Annotated in this window: 16 protein-coding genes; 8 read left to right on the top strand and 8 right to left on the bottom strand. The window is 71.8% G+C overall.

From position 1 onward, the window contains the following. The first annotated feature begins 96 nt into the window (after positions 1 to 96). The 3 genes from folB to D0Z67_RS16125 are packed head-to-tail and all read left to right on the top strand — an operon-like array spanning position 97 to position 1,613. A complete protein-coding gene (gene folB / locus D0Z67_RS16135; protein ID WP_030811277.1) occupies positions 97 to 456 on the top strand; it encodes a dihydroneopterin aldolase in 360 nt (119 codons plus the stop codon). After that, on the top strand, positions 453 to 1,064 hold the full coding sequence (folK, locus tag D0Z67_RS16130) for a 2-amino-4-hydroxy-6-hydroxymethyldihydropteridine diphosphokinase (RefSeq protein ID WP_031182765.1): 612 nt from the start codon (positions 453 to 455) through the stop codon (positions 1,062 to 1,064). Before folB ends, folK begins: the two co-directional genes overlap by 4 nt. 60 nt (positions 1,065 to 1,124) lie before the next feature. Beyond that, the gene (locus D0Z67_RS16125) at positions 1,125 to 1,613 is read left to right on the top strand and encodes a DUF3180 domain-containing protein (RefSeq protein ID WP_031182764.1); all 489 of its coding nucleotides are present in this window, start codon (positions 1,125 to 1,127) and stop codon (positions 1,611 to 1,613) included. Positions 1,614 to 1,626: 13 nt separating this feature from the next. On the opposite strand, the gene folE is transcribed toward D0Z67_RS16125, so the two are convergent. The 6 genes from folE to dacB all read right to left on the bottom strand — a co-directional run bounded on the left by folE (position 1,627) and on the right by dacB (position 9,413). Further along, a complete protein-coding gene (gene folE / locus D0Z67_RS16120; protein WP_031182763.1) occupies positions 1,627 to 2,232 on the bottom strand; it encodes a GTP cyclohydrolase I FolE in 606 nt (201 codons plus the stop codon). Positions 2,233 to 2,343: 111 nt separating this feature from the next. Next, on the bottom strand, positions 2,344 to 4,383 hold the full coding sequence (gene ftsH, locus D0Z67_RS16115; RefSeq protein WP_031182762.1) for an ATP-dependent zinc metalloprotease FtsH: 2,040 nt from the start codon (positions 4,381 to 4,383) through the stop codon (positions 2,344 to 2,346). Between the two features lie 194 nt (positions 4,384 to 4,577). Further along, the gene (hpt, locus tag D0Z67_RS16110) at positions 4,578 to 5,138 is read right to left on the bottom strand and encodes a hypoxanthine phosphoribosyltransferase (RefSeq protein WP_031182761.1); all 561 of its coding nucleotides are present in this window, start codon (positions 5,136 to 5,138) and stop codon (positions 4,578 to 4,580) included. A gap of 86 nt (positions 5,139 to 5,224) precedes the next feature. Continuing rightward, positions 5,225 to 6,325, bottom strand: coding sequence for a tRNA lysidine(34) synthetase TilS (tilS, locus tag D0Z67_RS16105; RefSeq protein WP_031182760.1), 1,101 nt, complete (start codon positions 6,323 to 6,325; stop codon positions 5,225 to 5,227). A gap of 169 nt (positions 6,326 to 6,494) precedes the next feature. Beyond that, the gene (locus D0Z67_RS16100; RefSeq protein WP_031182759.1) at positions 6,495 to 7,601 is read right to left on the bottom strand and encodes a zinc-dependent metalloprotease; all 1,107 of its coding nucleotides are present in this window, start codon (positions 7,599 to 7,601) and stop codon (positions 6,495 to 6,497) included. Between the two features lie 261 nt (positions 7,602 to 7,862). Continuing rightward, a complete protein-coding gene (dacB, locus tag D0Z67_RS16095; protein WP_031182758.1) occupies positions 7,863 to 9,413 on the bottom strand; it encodes a D-alanyl-D-alanine carboxypeptidase/D-alanyl-D-alanine endopeptidase in 1,551 nt (516 codons plus the stop codon). A gap of 124 nt (positions 9,414 to 9,537) precedes the next feature. Between dacB and D0Z67_RS16090 the strand changes: the two genes are divergently transcribed. Both D0Z67_RS16090 and D0Z67_RS16085 read left to right on the top strand, forming a co-directional pair. Next, a complete protein-coding gene (locus D0Z67_RS16090) occupies positions 9,538 to 10,029 on the top strand; it encodes an inorganic diphosphatase (RefSeq protein WP_031182757.1) in 492 nt (163 codons plus the stop codon). A 117-nt stretch (positions 10,030 to 10,146) separates the two neighbouring features. Then, positions 10,147 to 11,802, top strand: coding sequence for a threonine/serine exporter family protein (locus tag D0Z67_RS16085; RefSeq protein ID WP_031182756.1), 1,656 nt, complete (start codon positions 10,147 to 10,149; stop codon positions 11,800 to 11,802). A gap of 11 nt (positions 11,803 to 11,813) precedes the next feature. On the opposite strand, the gene D0Z67_RS16080 is transcribed toward D0Z67_RS16085, so the two are convergent. Continuing rightward, positions 11,814 to 12,818 (bottom strand): DedA family protein, encoded by a 1,005-nt coding sequence (locus D0Z67_RS16080; protein ID WP_031182755.1) that lies wholly within the window; start codon positions 12,816 to 12,818, stop codon positions 11,814 to 11,816. A gap of 145 nt (positions 12,819 to 12,963) precedes the next feature. On the opposite strand from D0Z67_RS16080, the gene D0Z67_RS16075 reads away from it, so the two are divergent. Then, entirely contained in the window at positions 12,964 to 13,329 is a 366-nt protein-coding gene (locus tag D0Z67_RS16075) for a YbjQ family protein (protein ID WP_031182754.1), read from the top strand. Positions 13,330 to 13,345: 16 nt separating this feature from the next. On the opposite strand, the gene D0Z67_RS16070 is transcribed toward D0Z67_RS16075, so the two are convergent. Further along, positions 13,346 to 14,107, bottom strand: coding sequence for a MerR family transcriptional regulator (locus D0Z67_RS16070; protein ID WP_031182753.1), 762 nt, complete (start codon positions 14,105 to 14,107; stop codon positions 13,346 to 13,348). 133 nt (positions 14,108 to 14,240) lie between these two features. Here D0Z67_RS16070 and D0Z67_RS16065 point away from each other — a divergent pair, with 133 nt between their 5' ends. Together D0Z67_RS16065 and gad are read left to right on the top strand one after the other, a co-directional pair. Beyond that, positions 14,241 to 15,527, top strand: a complete 1,287-nt coding sequence (locus D0Z67_RS16065) for an ion channel protein (RefSeq protein ID WP_031182752.1) — start codon at positions 14,241 to 14,243, stop codon at positions 15,525 to 15,527. 44 nt (positions 15,528 to 15,571) lie between these two features. Then, a complete protein-coding gene (gad, locus tag D0Z67_RS16060; protein WP_031182751.1) occupies positions 15,572 to 16,975 on the top strand; it encodes a glutamate decarboxylase in 1,404 nt (467 codons plus the stop codon). Positions 16,976 to 16,979 lie beyond the last annotated feature (4 nt).

The raw sequence follows: 16,979 nt of genomic DNA, 5'->3' as shown, positions 1-16,979 counted from the left end.
CGCTGTCCGTGCGCGCGGGTAGATTCGTCCAGGGCCGGTGTGCCGCCCGAGCGCGGCAGCGACCGGCCGTTCCCGACGATTGCAGGAGTGATTCGCGTGGATCGTGTCGCGCTGCGGGGCCTGAAGGCCCGTGGGCACCACGGGGTGTTCCCCAAGGAACGCGAGGAGGGCCAGACCTTCATCGTGGACCTCGTCCTGGGTCTGGACACCCGCCCGGCCGCGGCCGACGACGACCTCACCAAGACCGTGCACTACGGCATCGTGGCCGAGGAGGCCGTCGCCGTGGTGGAGGGTGAGCCGGTCAACCTGATCGAGACCCTCGCCGAGCGGATCGCGCAGACCTGTCTGAAGCACGAAGGCGTCCAGGAGATCGAGGTCTGCGTCCACAAGCCGGACGCCCCGATCACCGTCCCCTTCGACGACGTGACCGTCACCATCCTCCGGAGCCGAGCATGACCCGTCCCTTCAGCAAGGGTCACAGCGACCCGACCGTCCAGCCGGTGCCCGCGTCCGTCGTCCAGCAGGTCGACGACGCCGACTCCACCCTGCACAACCCCCAGCGGGCCGTCCTCTCCCTCGGCTCCAACCTCGGCAACCGTCTGGAAACCCTCCAGGGCGCCGTGGACGCGCTGGAGGACACCCCCGGCGTCCGCGTCAAGGCCGTCTCCCCGGTGTACGAGACCGAGCCGTGGGGCGTCGAGCCCGGCAGCCAGCCCTCGTACCTGAACGCGGTCGTGGTGCTGAAGACCACCCTGCCGCCGTCCTCCCTGCTGGAGCGGGCGCAGGCCGTCGAGGAGGCGTTCCACCGGGTCCGCGACGAGCAGTGGGGCCCGCGCACCCTGGACGTCGACATCGTCTCCTACGCCGACGTCACCTCCGCCGACCCCCGGCTCACCCTGCCCCACCCGCGCGCGCACCAGCGGGCCTTCGTCCTCGCCCCGTGGCACGACGTGGACCCCGGCGCCGAGCTGCCCGGTCAGGGCGCGGTCGCCGGTCTGCTGTCCGGTGTCACCCGCGAGGGAGTCGCGCCCCGCGCGGATCTGGAACTCCGACTGCCCGAGTAGTCGTTAAGGTCGACAACGACCACGGGCCCCGCACGGTCCGGGGGGACCTGAAGGGACACCGTGAAACAGCTTCGCATCAGGGTGCTGGCAGGCGTGTTCGTCGTCGCCGGCGTCCTGTCCTGGGCCGGCGCCCGCCTCTGGAACTCGCTCGGCACCCTGCCCGGCGTACCGGTGGCCGCGCCCATCGTGCTCGCGCTGATCGCCGTGGTCCTGTTCGCCACGGCGCTCTCCCTGCGCGCCCGCTTCAAGGCCCAGCGCGAGCGCCGCCCGGACGCCAAGGGCGTCGACCCGATGATGGCCGCCCGCGCGGTCGTCTTCGGCCACGCGAGCGCCCTGGTAGCCGCCCTGGTCAGCGGCGTCTACGGCGGCACGGGCGTCCTCCTGCTGGAGCTGCTCGACATCCCGGCCCGCCGCGACCAGGCCATCTACGCCGGCTTCTCGGTCCTCGCCGGCTTCGCCGTCATAGCGGCCGCCATCCTCCTGGAACGCGTCTGCCGCCTCCCCGAGGACGACGACACCCCGCCCACCGGCACCGAACCGGCCGCCTGAGCGGAGGGCGCGGTCAGCGCGCCATGATGAGGCTCATCGCCTCGTTGCGGGTCGTCGCGTCCCGGAGCTGACCGCGCACCGCCGAGGTGATGGTCTTCGCGCCCGGCTTGCGGATGCCGCGCATGGACATGCACATGTGCTCGCACTCGATCACCACGATCACCCCGCGCGGTTCGAGTATCTCCATCAGCGAGTCCGCGATCTGCGTGGTGAGCCGCTCCTGCACCTGCGGGCGGCGCGCGTACACGTCCACCAGCCGGGCGAGCTTCGACAGGCCCGTGATCTTCCCCGTGACCGACGGGATGTAGCCCACGTGCGCCACGCCCCGGAAGGGCACCAGATGGTGCTCGCAGGTGCTGTAGACCTCGATGTCCTTCACCAGGACCATCTCGTCGTGCCCGAGGTCGAACGTCGTGGTGAGCACGTCCTCCGCGCGCTGCCGGAGCCCGGAGAAGATCTCCCGGTACGCCCGTGCCACCCGTGCCGGGGTGTCCAGGAGGCCCTCGCGGTCGGGGTCCTCGCCGACGGCTATCAGGAGCTCGCGGACGGCGTTCTCGGCGCGTTTCTCGTCGAACTCGCCGATGGTGCCGTCACCGGCCAGCGTCACGGGGTCGGTCATGTGGTGCCTCGTTCCTGTGCGTCCAGCGCGCGGACATGGTGAAATGCCGCGCCCCCCAGGCTAGAACCCGGGGGGCGCGGCATGCATTCCGGCCGGTGGCCGAAGGGAGCGTCAGCTCTCGGGGCGGTCCTCGGGGGACGGCTCCGGGACCGGACCGTGCTCGGTCGTCGTGGACTTGACCGTGCTGATCGCGGGCGTCGTGCCGTTCGCACCGTTGGTCAGTGCCAGCTCCCGGGGGGAGAGCACCGGCGGGCGGGTGGACGGCGTACGCCGCGAGGAGCCGGTCCAGGCCGGACGCGGCGGGCGCTTGTGGATCGACGCGAAGACCTCGGCGATCTCCTCCTTGCCCAGGGTCTCCTTCTCCAGGAGCGCCAGGACCAGGTTGTCGAGCACGTCCCGGTTCTCTACCAGGATCTCCCACGCCTCGTTGTGCGCGGTCTCGATGAGCTTCTTGACCTCTTCGTCGACCAGCCCGGCGACCTCTTCCGAGTAGTCGCGCTGGTGCGACATCTCACGGCCGAGGAACGGCTCGGAGTTGTCGCCGCCGAACTTGATGGCGCCGAGCCGCTCGGTCATGCCGTACTGGGTGACCATCGCGCGGGCCACGTTGGTGGCCTTCTCGATGTCGTTCGCGGCGCCGGTGGTCGGGTCGTGGAAGACCAGTTCCTCCGCCGCGCGTCCGCCCAGCATGTAGGCGAGCTGGTCGAGCATCTCGTTGCGCGTGGTCGAGTACTTGTCCTCGTCCGGGAGCACCATCGTGTAGCCCAGGGCACGGCCGCGGGACAGGATGGTGATCTTGTGGACGGGGTCGGAGTTCGGCGAGGCCGCCGCGACCAGGGCGTGTCCGCCCTCGTGGTACGCGGTGATCTTCTTCTCCTTGTCCGACATGATCCGGGTCCGCTTCTGCGGGCCCGCGACCACACGGTCGATCGCCTCGTCCAGCGCCTTGTTGTCGATCAGCTTCTGGTCGCTGCGCGCGGTGAGCAGCGCGGCCTCGTTGAGCACGTTGGCCAGGTCGGCGCCGGTCATGCCGGGGGTCCGGCGGGCGACGGCGGCCAGGTCGACGTCGGGCGCGACCGGCTTGCCCTTCTGGTGGACCTTGAGGATCTCCAGGCGGCCCTGGAGGTCCGGCGGGTCGACCGCGATCTGCCGGTCGAAACGACCGGGACGCAGCAGCGCCGGGTCCAGGATGTCGGGCCGGTTCGTGGCGGCGATCAGGATGACGCCGCCCTTCACGTCGAAGCCGTCCATCTCGACCAGGAGCTGGTTCAGGGTCTGCTCGCGCTCGTCGTGACCGCCGCCGAGCCCGGCACCACGGTGCCGGCCGACCGCGTCGATCTCGTCGACGAAGACGATCGCCGGGGCGTTCGCCTTGGCCTGCTCGAACAGGTCACGCACACGGGAGGCACCGACACCGACGAACATCTCGACGAAGTCGGAACCGGAGATCGAGTAGAACGGCACCCCGGCCTCGCCCGCCACGGCACGCGCCAGCAGGGTCTTGCCGGTACCCGGGCGACCGTACAGCAGCACGCCCTTGGGGATCTTGGCGCCGACGGCCTGGAACTTGGCCGGCTCCTGGAGGAACTCCTTGATCTCGTGGAGCTCCTCGACGGCCTCGTCACAGCCGGCGACGTCGGAGAAGGTGGTCTTCGGCGTGTCCTTGGTGATGAGCTTCGCCTTGGACTTGCCGAAGTTCATGACCCGCGAACCACCGCCCTGCATCTGGTTCATCAGGAACAGGAACACGACCACGATCAGGACGAAGGGCAGCAGGGTGAGCAGCACGCCGACGAACGGGCTCTGCTTCGAGGGAGAGACGGTGTATCCCTCGGTGATCTGCTTGTCCTGGTACTTGTTCTGCAGGGTCTGCGCCAGAGCCACGCCCTGGTCGCCGATGTAGCTCGCCTGGATCTTCGAGCTGTCCTTGACCTTGACGCCGTCCTTGAGCGTGACCTTGATGGTCTGCTCGTCACCGGTGGTCAGCTTGGCCGACTTGATCTTGTTGTCGTTGATCGCCGCCACGACCTGGCCGGTGTCCACCGTCTTGTAGCCGCCGGAATTGCCGACGACCTGCATCAACACGACCACGGCAAGGACGGCCAGCACGATCCACATGACCGGCCCACGGAAGTATCGCTTCACGTCCATCCACACGGAGCGGTGACGCCCCGTCCCTCCTGCCATAGTGAGTTTGATAAGACAGTTCTTCTGACGGTACCCCAGCCTCGTCGTCCGCAGCCGCACTCGGCGGCCCGGACGGACCACAGCCCGTCTTCCAATGCTCCAACGTCACGGAGCCCGCCGGGGTTCCCGATCTTCCCCGGCGGTGTGCGCCGCCCGGGTCAGCCGCCGTAGACGTGGGGCGCGAGCGTCCCCACGAACGGGAGGTTCCGGTACTTCTCGGCGTAGTCCAGGCCGTAGCCGACCACGAACTCGTTCGGGATGTCGAAGCCGGCCCACTCCACGTCGATGGAGACCTTGGCGGCGTCCGGCTTGCGCAGCAGCGTGCACACCTTCAGGGAGGCGGGCTCGCGCGAGCCGAGGTTGTTGATCAGCCAGGACAGGGTCAGCCCGGAGTCGATGATGTCCTCGACGATCAGGACGTGCCGGCCCTTGATGTCGGTGTCGAGGTCCTTGAGGATCCGGACGACACCGGAGGACTGGGTGCCCGCGCCGTAGGAGGACACGGCCATCCAGTCCATGGTGACGGGGGTGGACAGCGCACGCGCCAGGTCCGCCATGACCATGACCGCGCCCTTGAGGACACCGACGATCAGCAGGTCCTTGCCCGCGTACTCCGCGTCGATCTTCGCGGCCAGCTCGGCCAGCTTCGCGTCGATCTCTTCCTTGGTGATGAGCACCCGCTGGAGGTCGGCACCCATGTCTTTCGCGTCCACCCGCATCACTTTCGGTCGTCCCGCACTTATGGCCGCGCCGGCGGCCACCGGCAGGCCCGGCCCGTCGGAGTCGGGCTCCGGGGGTCGGGATTTCAGCCTTGCCGAATCACCAGTCTGCCACCCTGCCGCTGAGCGACGACCTTGCCCGGCAGATTGATGGCTCCCTGACCCCGCCAGCCGGTGATCAGGCGGTCCATCTCCTCGATGTGCCGGGCGAAGAGCGAACCGGCCGGAGCGCCCGCCTCGATGGCGGCCCGGCGCAGCACCCGGCGGCGCACGGCGGGCGGCAGCGCGTAGAGCTTGGCGCACTGCAGCTCGCCCTCGGCGTCCCGTACGGAGGACTCGGCCTGGCCGGCCCAGGTGTCCAGGGCGTCGGCGTCGTCGCGGGAGAGCTGGGCGGTGCGGGCGAGCGCCTCCACGACGCCCTTGCCGAGCGCCTTCTCCAGCGCGGGCAGGCCCTCGTGGCGCAGCCGGGAGCGGGTGTAGGCCGGGTCGGTGTTGTGCGGGTCGTCCCAGACGGGCAGCGACTGGACCAGGCACGCCTTGCGGGCGGTCTGCCGGTCGAGCTGGAGGAACGGGCGCCGGTAACGGCCGTCGGCCCCCGAGACCGCGGCCATGCCGGACAGGGAGCGGATGCCGGAACCGCGGGCGAGGCCGAGCAGGACGGTCTCGGCCTGGTCGTCGCGGGTGTGGCCGAGCAGGACGGCGGCGGCGCCGTGGCGTTCGGCCGCGGCGTCCAGGGCGGCGTACCGGGCGTCCCGCGCGGCCGCCTCGGGGCCGCCGTCGCGGCCCACGGTGACGGCGACGGACTCCACCGGGCCGAGGCCGAGTTCGCGCAGTCTGAGGGCCACCTCGTCGGCGCGCAGGGCGGAGCCGGGCTGGAGGCCGTGGTCGACGGTGACGCCACCGGCGCGCAGGCCGAGGCGGGGGGCCTCGAAGGCGAGGGCGGAGGCGAGCGCCATGGAGTCGGCGCCGCCGGAGCAGGCGACGAGGACGAGCGGCGCGGTGGCGGAGGCGGGGCCCCGGTGGCGCTGCGCGGTGCCCGGACCGCCGGTCCGGTGGGCGACGGCCACGGCGCCGTGGCCGGTGGTGTGTCCGGTGCCGCCGTGCTCGGCGGCCTGGCCGGTGGCGATGTCGTGGAGGACGCGGCGGACCGCCAGGCGTATCGCCGCGACCGCGGGATGGGGACCCATGTCCGGTTCCCTTCATGAAGTTTCGGGGGACGAGCCCGAAGTCCGGTCACTCAGAGTGCGTCGATGGTGACAGAAGCGGGCCCTTCCCCGAGCATTGCACGCCTACGCATGGCTGACGGTCCCTCGGACGGGTGATTGGAGGGGCGTTTGCCTGCCGTCCGCCCGCCCCTCAGGGTTCAGTCGTGCGGTGCACGCGCGCGACCCAGCCCGCCGGGTCGGAGATCTCCGCCTTGGTGGGCAGCGTGTTGGGCGAGGTCCACACCCGGTTGAAGCCGTCCATGCCGACCTCGTCGACGACCGCGCGGACGAAGCGCTCGCCGTCGCGGTACTGGCGCAGCTTGGCGTCCAGCCCGAGGAGCTTGCGCAGCGCGAGGTCGAGGCGGGAGGCGCCCTTGGCCCGGCGCTGCTGGAACTTCTCGCGGATCTCGGCGACGCTCGGCACGACCTCGGGGCCGACACCGTCCATCACGAAGTCGGCGTGCCCCTCCAGCAGGGACATGACGGCGGTGAGGCGGCCGAGGATCTCCCGCTGGGCCGGGCTCTGCACCAGCTCCACCAGCGAGCGTCCGCCGTCCTCCTCCTCGCCCTCGGGGCGGCCCCCGGCGAGCGACTGGGCGGCGTCCCGGACGCGCTCCAGGAACGTCATCGGGTCGACGTCGGTCTCCGCGAGGAACGCCTGGATCTCGCCCTCCAGATGGTCGCGGAGCCAGGGCACGGCGGTGAACTGGGTGCGGTGCGTCTCCTCGTGCAGGCACACCCAGAGCCGGAAGTCGTGGGGGTCGACGTCGAGTTCGCGCTCCACGTGGACGATGTTCGGCGCGACGAGCAGCAGCCGGCCGCCTCCGCCGGGCGCGGTGCCGGCCGGCAGGTCGGGGGCGGCGGGGGCGAAGGTCTCGTACTGGCCGAGGACGCGGGAGGACAGGAACGACAGCAGCATGCCGAGTTCCACGCCGGTCACCTTGCCGCCGACGGCACCGAGGACGGCGTTGCCCGCGCCGGGGCCGCGCCGCTCCTGCATCTTGTCGAGCAGCGGCCGCAGAAGCTCGCGGAACCCGGCGACGTTGGCCCGTACCCAGCCGGGCCGGTCGACGACCAGTACGGGGGTGTCGTGGACGTCCCCGGTCCCCATGCGGGTGAAGGCGCGGACGTGCTCCTCGGAGACCTTGGCGTGCCGGCGCAGCTCAGCGACCACCGCCCTGGCCTCTTCCCTGCTGATCTCCGGCCCCGGCCGCACGAGCCGCGTCGCGGTCGCCACCGCGAGGTTCCAGTCGACCATCCCCTGAGAAGCGGTGCCACCGAAGCTCGTCATGCGTCAACGGTACGTGAGCCCCCGCCCTCCGGGCAGTGCGCGGACCGTGCCGGACGGGGACCCGGTGACGCCGATCCCGGGGAGACGAGCCGTCCCAACGCCGCGTGACCGGCCGCCCGGTCCGATGGTCGGCCCCTTGGCGCGTCCCGCGCGGAGACTCACCCCGCCAGGGGCGCCCGGCGCGGGCCGTGGCTCGCCAAGGCTGGGCCCCCGTCCGACCGCCGGAGGCTAGCCGCAGCCGCAGTTGGCCAGGGTGGTTGCCGTGTGGTCCAGGGCGGACTGGGCGGACTGGGGGTCGGTGGTGCCTGAGGCGAGGAAGGCGAAGGTGAGGAGGCGGCCGTCCTTGGTGACGACCGTGCCGGCGAGCGAGTTGACGCCGGTCAGGGTGCCGGTCTTGGCGCGGATGAGGCCGGCCGCGCCGCCGTCGGCGTAGCGCTCGGCGAGGGTGCCGGTGAACCCGCCGACGGGCAGGCCGGTGAGGACGGGGCGCAGGCCGGGCCGGCCGGGGTCGGCGGCGGTGGCGAGCAGGGAGGTCAGGAGGTCGGCGGTGAGCCGGTCGTCCCGGTCGAGCCCGCTGCCGTCGTGGAAGGAGGCGCCGCGCATCGGCAGTCCGAGCTTGGTGAGCCGGGCGGCGACCGCCTTGGCGCCGCCCGCGAAGCTGCCGGGCTGCCCGGAGGCGAGGGCGGTCTGCCGGGCCAGCCCCTCGGCGATGTCGTTGTCGCTGTTGGTCAGCATCCGCTCGACCACGTCGGACAGCGGGGGCGAGGAGACGGCGGCGAGGGTCGTCGCGCGCGAGGTCGCCTTGGAGGGGCCGGGCGGGGTCGCCTCGATGCCCGCCTCCTTCAGCAGCCCCGCGAAGGTGCGGGCGGCCTCGGCGGCGGGGTCGGCCACCCGGGTCACCGGTCCGCTGCCGGAGTTGTCGGTGCGGCCCTCGTCGGCGGTGAGGGCGGTGACCTCGGCGAGGTTGTCGTTGACGCCGATGGGGTGGCGCGAGGGGCCGGAGTAGAGCGTCGTGTCGTAGGACAGCGTGACCTTCTCGACGCCCCGCTTCCTCAGCGCGGCGGCGGTGCCGGTGGCCAGGGTGCGCAGGCTCGCCCAGCCGCCGCTCGCCTTGTGCGCGGTGAGGGTGGGGTCGCCGCCGCCGACGAGGACCAGTTCGCCGGTGTCGGGGTCGAGCGCGGTACGGGTGGTGAGCCGGTGGTCGGGGCCGAGCGCGGACAGCGCGGCCACGGCGGTGGCGATCTTGGTGGTGGAGGCGGGTGTGAACGCCTGGCCGGAGTGGGTGCCGTAGAGACGGCGGCCGGTGGCCACGTCCACCACGGCCGCGGCGTGGCCCTCGCCGAGGGCGGGGTCGGCCAGCAGGGGGTCCAGGACGCCCGCGATGCCGCTCGGCGGCACCTTGCCGGACGTGGCGGGCTCCGCGGCCGCGCCGAGCGCGCGCAGCACGGGCGGGGCGCTCGGCACGGCCTCGGCACCGCCCCCCACGCTGCCGACGGCGTCGTGATCTCCGCCACGTGCGAGCGTGAGGGCGACCGCGCGGTCCCGCTCCGCCGTACGCTGACCGGCGCCGTCGAAGGGGCCGGCCACGGCCACTGCGCCGGCGGCCAGTGCCAGTCCGGCGGTGGCCGCCGAGGCGGTGAAGTACCAGGTCCGAGAGGGCCTGGGACCGGCCTGGCCAGGTCCGGGACGCAGGGCGGACGTCAACCGCGCGAGACGCGGTTTCACCACGGACGCCGTGTGCGCCAGACTCGGTCGTAGGGCGTCCGCGAGCCGCTTCACACGCGGTCCCACGGACCGCAAAGGTCCCAGCTCCGGCACGACCACCAGCCCCTTTCGCGATCACACTCCTGCGTGAGGGACACTTAATCACCAGAACTATGCGCTGATCATGGAGGAGCCACCGGTGGAGTTCGACGTCACGATCGAGATCCCGAAGGGTTCGCGGAACAAGTACGAGGTGGACCACGAGACCGGTCGGATCCGCCTGGACCGTCGCCTCTTCACCTCGACCGCCTACCCGACCGACTACGGATTCGTCGAGAACACGCTCGGCGAGGACGGCGACCCGCTGGACGCGCTCGTCATCCTGGACGAGCCCACGTTCCCGGGCTGCCTCATCAAGTGCCGCGCGATCGGCATGTTCCGGATGACGGACGAGGCCGGCGGCGACGACAAGCTGCTGTGCGTCCCGGCGACCGACCCGCGCGTGGAGCACCTGCGCGACATCCACCACGTGTCGGAGTTCGACCGCCTGGAGATCCAGCACTTCTTCGAGGTCTACAAGGACCTGGAGCCGGGCAAGTCGGTCGAGGGCGCCAACTGGGTGGGCCGCCAGGAGGCCGAGGCCGAGATCGAGCGCTCCTACAAGCGCCTGGAGGAGCAGGGCGGTCACTGACCTGCCCTTCCTCGGCGAGCGGGCCGTGTCACCCCGGTGGGGGTGGTGCGGCCCGCTCGTGCTTTCACGCGCATACTGAGGCGTAATCGGAAGGTGCCATTCAGGGAGCGGTGCGAGGTGTCGGAGGCGGAGGACCGCAAGCCCCGGTCGGACGAGGCGCGGGCCACGTTCGACCCGGAGATCACGTCCGAGTTCGCCATCCCGGAGGGACTCGCGGTCGCCAGGGGAAGCGGCGAGTCGGAGACGACGTCCGAGTTCGCCATGCCCAAGGGGCTGGAGTCGACGCAGGCGGAGGCCGAGCCGGAGGGCTCGGCGTTCAACACACCGCGCACCTACAGCGTCAAGGAGTCGTCGTCCGCGTTCACCCCCGCGACGGGCGTCCCGATGATCACGCTGATCACCGACGCGCCCTGGCAGGACCGGATGCGCACCATGCTGCGCATGCCGGTGGCCGAGCGGCCGGCGCTGGAGCCGGTGGTGCGCGCCGAGGACGAGGGCCCCGCGGTCCCGCGCGTGCTCGACCTGACCCTGCGTATCGGCGAGCTGCTGCTCGCGGGCGGTGAGGGCGCCGAGGACGTGGAGGCCGCGATGTTCGCGGTGTGCCGGTCCTACGGGCTGGACCGCTGCGAGCCGACGGTGACCTTCACCCTGCTGTCGATCACCCACCAGCCCTCCCTGGTGGAGGACCCGGTGACGGCGTCCCGGACGGTCCGCAGGCGCGGCACCGACTACACCCGGCTGGCGGCGGTCTTCCGGCTGGTGGACGATCTCACGGACGCCGAGGCCCATGTCTCCCTGGAGGAGGCGTACGGCCGGCTCGCGGAGATGCGCCGAAACCGGCACCCCTACCCCGGCTGGGCGCTGACCCTGGCGAGCGGGCTGCTGGCGGGCGCGGCCTCGGTGCTGGTCGGCGGTGACGCGATCGTGTTCGTGGCGGCCGCGCTGGGCGCGATGCTCGGCGACCGGCTCGCCTGGCTGCTGGCCGGGCGCGGGCTGCCGGAGTTCTACCAGTTCACGGTGGCCGCGATGCCACCCGCCGCGATCGGCGTGGCGTTCGCCCTTGCGAGCGTGGACGTGAAGGCGTCCGCGGTGGTCACCGGTGGACTCTTCGCGCTGCTGCCCGGACGGGCGCTGGTGGCGGGCGTGCAGGACGGACTGACGGGCTTCTACATCACCGCGTCGGCGCGGCTGCTGGAGGTCATGTACTTCTTCGTCGCCATCGTGATCGGTGTGCTGACGGTGCTGTACTTCGGTGTGCAGGTGGGCGGCGAGCTGAACCCGGACGCGGTGCTGAACATCCAGTCCCGGCCGGTGCTGCAGATCCTGGCCTCCATGGTGCTGTCGCTGACCTTCGCGGTGCTGCTCCAGCAGGAGCGCTCCACCGTGCTGTGGGTGACGCTCAACGGCGGCGTCGCCTGGTCGGTGTACGGCGCGCTGCACACGGCCAACTTCTCGCCGGTGGCATCCACGGCGGTGGCGGCCGGTCTGGTGGGCCTCTTCGGGCAGTTGCTGGCGCGCTATCAGTTCGCGTCCGCGCTGCCGTTCACCACGGCGGCGATCGGCCCGCTGCTGCCCGGTTCGGCCACGTACTTCGGACTGCTGTCCATCGCGCAGAGCCATGTGGACAAGGGACTGGTGTCGCTGGCCAAGGCCGTCTCCCTGGCCATGGCCATCGCCATCGGGGTGAACCTGGGTGCGGAGATCTCCCGGCTCACCCTGCGGATCGGCTCCCCCGGCAAGCGCCGGGCGGCCAAGCGGACCAGGGGTTTCTAGGCGGCCATCCCCTACTGGGGGTGGTGACCGCCCTGGCCGTGGCCCTGGTCGTAGCCGTAGGGGTAGGACTGCTGCTGCTGGGGGTGGTGCGGCCGTCCGTAGCCGTCGTACTGCGGCTGCTGGTGGGGCTGGTGGGGCTGCTGTCCGTAGTACGGGTCCTGCTGCTGCCCGTAGCCGCCGTGGCCCTGGCCGCCCTGGGGCCGGTTGCCGTAGCCCTGCTGCCAGTGCTGCGGCTGCTGCTGGGGGGCCGCCTGCTGCTCGTAGGGGCGGCCGTAGGGGTCCTGGTGGGGCTGGTCGGGCTCGATGCGGCGCAGCTGCGTCGTGGAGTCGTCCATCACCGGGGCCTGCGGCTGCTGCTCGTACGCGGGCTGCTCGGGGGCCTGCTGCTGGTCGCGCTTGTTCTTGCCGCGGGCGCGCAGGAACTCGATGGCGATCGGGATCACCGAGATGAGGACGATGAGGATGAGCATCGCCTCGATGTTGTCCTTGACGACGCCGATGTTGCCGAGCCAGGAGCCCAGCAGCGTCACCCCGGCGCCCCAGAGCACACCGCCGATGACGTTGAAGGTCAGGAACGAGCGGTACCGCATCCCGCTGACGCCCGCGACGATCGGTGTGAAGGTGCGCACGATGGGCACGAAGCGGGCCAGGACCAGCGACTTCGGTCCGTACTTCTCGAAGAACTCGTGCGCCTTGATCACGTTCTCCTGCTTGAACAGGCGCGAGTCGGGCCGGTTGAACAGGGACGGTCCGACCTTCTTGCCGAACATGTAGCCCGCCTGGTCGCCCAGGATCGCGGCGGCGCAGATCAGCGCGATCGCCCCCCACAGCGGGAAGTCCAGCTGCCCCGAGGTGATCAGCAGACCGGCGGTGAACAGCAGCGAGTCACCCGGCAGGAAGAAGCCGATGAGCAGGCCGGACTCGGCGAAGACGATGAGCAGCAGACCCCAGATGCTGTACGTGTCCAGCAGGTAGTTGGGATCGAGCCAGCTCGGGCCGAGGGCGAGTGTCATCACGGGTCCGGGCTCCTGAGGGGGGAAGAGGGCGGCGACGGCGGCTGCGAGGGTGGCCGCCCAAAGCTATCAACGCTTCGTGACGGGCCCGGGTTCCAGCGGCCGTCCCAGAATGCACGGTGCGGCGACCGGCGCAAAGCTGTGCGTCATGGGACTCGAAGACTACGGCGGCGGCCAGGGGCCCGAGCCGGACGTACTGGTGGTGACGGCGAACGACGTGCCCGGACGGCGGGTGGAGCGGGTGCTCGGCGAGGTCTTCGGCCTCACCGTGCGCTCGCGGCACCTGGGCAGCCAGATCGGCGCCGGGCTGAAGTCGATGATCGGCGGCGAGCTGAAGGGGCTGACCAAGACCCTGGTGCAGACCCGCAACCAGGCCATGGAGCGCCTGGTGGAGCAGGCACGCGCGCGGGGTGCCAACGCGGTGGTCGCCTTCCGCTTCGACGTCACCGAGGCTGCCGACCTGGGCACCGAGGTCTGCGCGTACGGCACGGCGGTGGTCCTGGCCCAGGAGTGAGCCAGGACCGGGGTGCCTACGCCGCGTGCCGGTCGGCGTTGGCCGCGATGGCCGCGTTCAGATGGGCGGCGACACCGGGGCCGAGGGCGTCGTAGTACGCGGTGAAGCGGGGGTCGGCGACGTACATCTCACCCAGACAGCGGTGCGTCGCGTGGGGACACGGGTAGAACCAGCGGTCGATGTGGCGGCGGTGCTCCTCGGCGAGGTCCATCGCCGCCGGGTCGGCGGGCGGGACGCCGTCGGCCACCAGGGTGGCGTAACGGGCGTTGAAGTCGTCGGACTCGGCGCGCATCCGCTGCCAGTCGGCCTTGGTGTGGCGGGCGGTGCGGCGGCGGGACTCGGCGTACGCCTCGGTGGTGCCCCAGCGGCGCTCGGTCTCCTCGGCGTATTGCTCGGGGTCGTGGTCCCCGAAAACCTCGAAGCGTTCCTCGGGGGTGAGGTCGATGCCCATCGTGCGTGCCTCCATGGCGTGTTCCACGGCCGCCGCCATCCGGCTCAGTCGCTCGATCCGGGCGGTCAGCAGCTCGTGCTGCCGCCTCAGCTGGGCGCGGGGGTCCGCGCCGGGATCGTCGAGCAGGGCGGCGACCTCGTCGAGCGGGAAGCCCAGCTCGCGGTAGAACAGGATCTGCTGGAGCCGGTCGAGGTCGGCGTCGGCGTAGCGCCGGTGTCCGGCGTGCGTGCGGGCGCTGGGCACGAGCAGCCCGATCTCGTCGTAGTGGTGCAGGGTGCGCACCGTGATCCCGGCGAACCCCGCGACCTGTCCCACGGAGAAGCTCAACGTTCCTCGCTCCTTGTCGTCGGCGGCGCCGGGTGCGCCGCCGGGGTCCACGCTCGGTCCTCACGCCGGGTGAGGTGCAAGGGGGACTCCCGCCCGGGATGTTGTGCCCGTTCTGTCCGCTTATGGTGATCGCGTGGCCCAGGACACCGCGCGGCAGCCGCCCCCGACCTCTCCCACGGCCCCGGCGCGTGCGCTGCTGCCGCTGATCCTGCCCTCCGTGGCGGTGGGGATCGTGACCAGCCTCGTCTTCGTCGGGGTGAGCACGGCCGCCGAACAGCTCCAGCACGTGCTGTGGGGACCGCTGCCGGACGCGCTCGGCGTGGGCCGGTACTCGGTGCTCTGGATGTTCGTGATGCTGTTCGCCACCGGTGTCGCGGTCGGCCTGGTGGTGTGGCTGGTCCCCGGGCACGCCGGGCCCGACCCGGCCACCCTCGGCCTGGACGCGCCGGTGCTGCCGCCCAGGGTGCTGCCGGGGCTGGTGCTCGCGGTGGGGCTGATGCTGGCGGGCGGGCCGAGCCTCGGCCCGGAGAACCCGATCATCGCGGTCAACGTCGGGCTCGCCATGTGGCTCGGGCAGAAGCTGGTGCCCCGGGCGCCGGACGCGCTGTGGCCGGTGCTGGCGGAGGCGGGCACCATCGGGGCGCTGTTCGGCACCCCGGTCGCGGCCGCGCTGGTGATCTCCGAGTCGCTGGCCGGGCGCCCGCTGCGGGGGCGGCTCTGGGACAACCTGTTCGCCCCGCTGACCGCGGCCGCCTGCGGCGCCATCACCACCACCCTGGTCGCCCGCCCCACCTTCGACCTGGGCCTGCCGCCCTTCGGCCACCCCCGCTGGAACGACGTGGTAGCCGCCCTGGTGATCGCCTCGGCGGCCGCGCTGCTCGGCATGTGCGCGGTCCGCGTCTTCCCCTACGTCCACACCGCCTTCCACCGGCTGCGGCACCCGATGCTGATGCTCCCGGCGGGCGGCCTGGTGCTGGGCGCGCTGGCGGCGGCGGGCGGGCATCTGACGCTGTTCAAGGGGCTCACCGAGGTCGGGGAGCTGGCGCGGGACCCCGACGGCTGGTCGGCTGGCCAGTTCGCGGTGCTGGCGGTGGTGAAGCTGGCCGCGCTGGTGGTGGCGGCCTCCTGCGGGTTCCGGGGCGGCCGGATCTTCCCGTCCGTGTTCATCGGGGCCGCGTTCGGCCTGTGCGCGCACGCCCTGGTCCCGGCCGTGCAGCCCGCGGTCGCGGTGGCCACGGGCGTGCTGGGCATGCTGCTGGCGATCACCCGGCAGGGCTGGATCAGCCTCTTCACGGCCGCCGCCCTGGTCTCCTCCCCCGCAGTGCTCGCCCTGCTGTGCATCGCCTCGCTGCCCGCCTGGCTGCTGGTGACCGGACGCCCGCAGATGCAGTTGCACGCGGACGGGACCCCGATCCGCTGAACCGTTCCTGATCTGAGATCTCCCCCCAGATGGAGGCATGGCCCATGGCGCTGCACCGAGGTTCCAAGAAGCACGGGGAACGCCGCATATCCGTCAACCCGTTCTTCGGGGACGCCGACCCCGTGAGCGGGATGACCGAGGCCCCGGCCACCCACCGGATGCCGGAGAAGCCGCTGGCCCCCTCGACGGCGTACCAGGTGGTGCACGACGAACTGATGCTGGACGGCAACGCCCGGCTGAACCTGGCCACCTTCGTCACCACCTGGATGGAGCCGCAGGCCGGGGTGCTGATGGCGGAGTGCCTGGACAAGAACATGATCGACAAGGACGAGTACCCGCGCACCGCCGAGCTGGAGCGGCGCTGCGTGGCGATGCTCGCCGACCTGTGGAACGCCCCCGACCCCTCGGCCGTGGTCGGCTGCTCCACCACCGGCTCCAGCGAGGCGTGCATGCTGGCCGGCCTGGCGCTCAAGCGCCGCTGGTCCAAACGGAACGCCGACCGGTACCCGGGGGCCCGCCCGAATCTGGTGATGGGCGTCAACGTCCAGGTCTGCTGGGAGAAGTTCTGCGACTTCTGGGAGGTCGAGCCCCGGCTCGTCCCCATGGCGGGCGACCGCTTCCACCTCGACCCGCGCGCGGCGGCCGACCTGTGCGACGAGAACACCATCGGGGTGGTCGGCATCCTCGGCTCCACCTTCGACGGCTCCTACGAGCCCATCGCCGCCCTCTGCGCCGAGCTGGACGCTCTCAAGGAGCGCACCGGCCTGGACATCCCCGTCCACGTGGACGGCGCCTCGGGCGCGATGGTCGCCCCCTTCCTGGACGAGGACCTCGTCTGGGACTTCCGCCTCCCGCGCGTGGCCTCCATCAACACCTCCGGCCACAAGTACGGGCTTGTCTACCCCGGCGTCGGCTGGGCGCTGTGGCGGGACGCCGACGCGCTCCCCGAGGAGCTGGTGTTCCGGGTGAACTACCTCGGCGGCGACATGCCCACCTTCGCGCTGAACTTCTCCCGCCCCGGCGCCCAGGTCGCGGCCCAGTACTACACGTTCCTGCGCCTGGGCCGCGAGGGCTACCGCGCGGTGCAGCGCTCCACCCGCGCCGTGGCGACCTACCTCGCCGGGAAGATCGAGGCACTCGGCGACTTCCGCCTGCTGACGCGCGGCGACCAGCTCCCGGTGTTCGCCTTCACCACCGCCGACCACGTCAGCGCGTACGACGTGTTCGACGTCTCCCGGCGGCTGCGCGAGTACGGCTGGCTGGTACCCGCCTACACCTTCCCGCCGGACCGGGAGGACCTCTCCGTGCTGCGGGTGGTGTGCCGCAACGGGTTCTCGCACGACCTGGCCGACCTCTTCCTCGCCGACCTCACCCGCGCGCTGGACGGCCTGCGCCGCCAGCAGGGGCCGACCGGTGACAGGGAGACCGCCACCGGGTTCCACCACTGAGGGC

Source organism: Streptomyces seoulensis, assembly GCF_004328625.1.
GTDB lineage: Bacteria > Actinomycetota > Actinomycetes > Streptomycetales > Streptomycetaceae > Streptomyces > Streptomyces seoulensis.
This window is presented reverse-complemented; position numbering and strand designations above follow the sequence as displayed.

What these genes read in the sequence shown, in the direction of transcription:
- D0Z67_RS16100 (WP_031182759.1), bottom strand. Translation starts at nt 7,601, where the DNA reads ATGGTCGACTGGAACCTCGCGGTGGCGACCGCGACGCGGCTCGTGCGG.
- gad (WP_031182751.1), top strand. Translation starts at nt 15,572, where the DNA reads ATGGCGCTGCACCGAGGTTCCAAGAAGCACGGGGAACGCCGCATATCC.
- hpt (WP_031182761.1), bottom strand. Translation starts at nt 5,138, where the DNA reads ATGCGGGTGGACGCGAAAGACATGGGTGCCGACCTCCAGCGGGTGCTC.
- D0Z67_RS16075 (WP_031182754.1), top strand. Translation starts at nt 12,964, where the DNA reads ATGGGACTCGAAGACTACGGCGGCGGCCAGGGGCCCGAGCCGGACGTA.
- tilS (WP_031182760.1), bottom strand. Translation starts at nt 6,325, where the DNA reads ATGGGTCCCCATCCCGCGGTCGCGGCGATACGCCTGGCGGTCCGCCGC.
- folE (WP_031182763.1), bottom strand. Translation starts at nt 2,232, where the DNA reads ATGACCGACCCCGTGACGCTGGCCGGTGACGGCACCATCGGCGAGTTC.
- ftsH (WP_031182762.1), bottom strand. Translation starts at nt 4,383, where the DNA reads ATGGACGTGAAGCGATACTTCCGTGGGCCGGTCATGTGGATCGTGCTG.
- folK (WP_031182765.1), top strand. Translation starts at nt 453, where the DNA reads ATGACCCGTCCCTTCAGCAAGGGTCACAGCGACCCGACCGTCCAGCCG.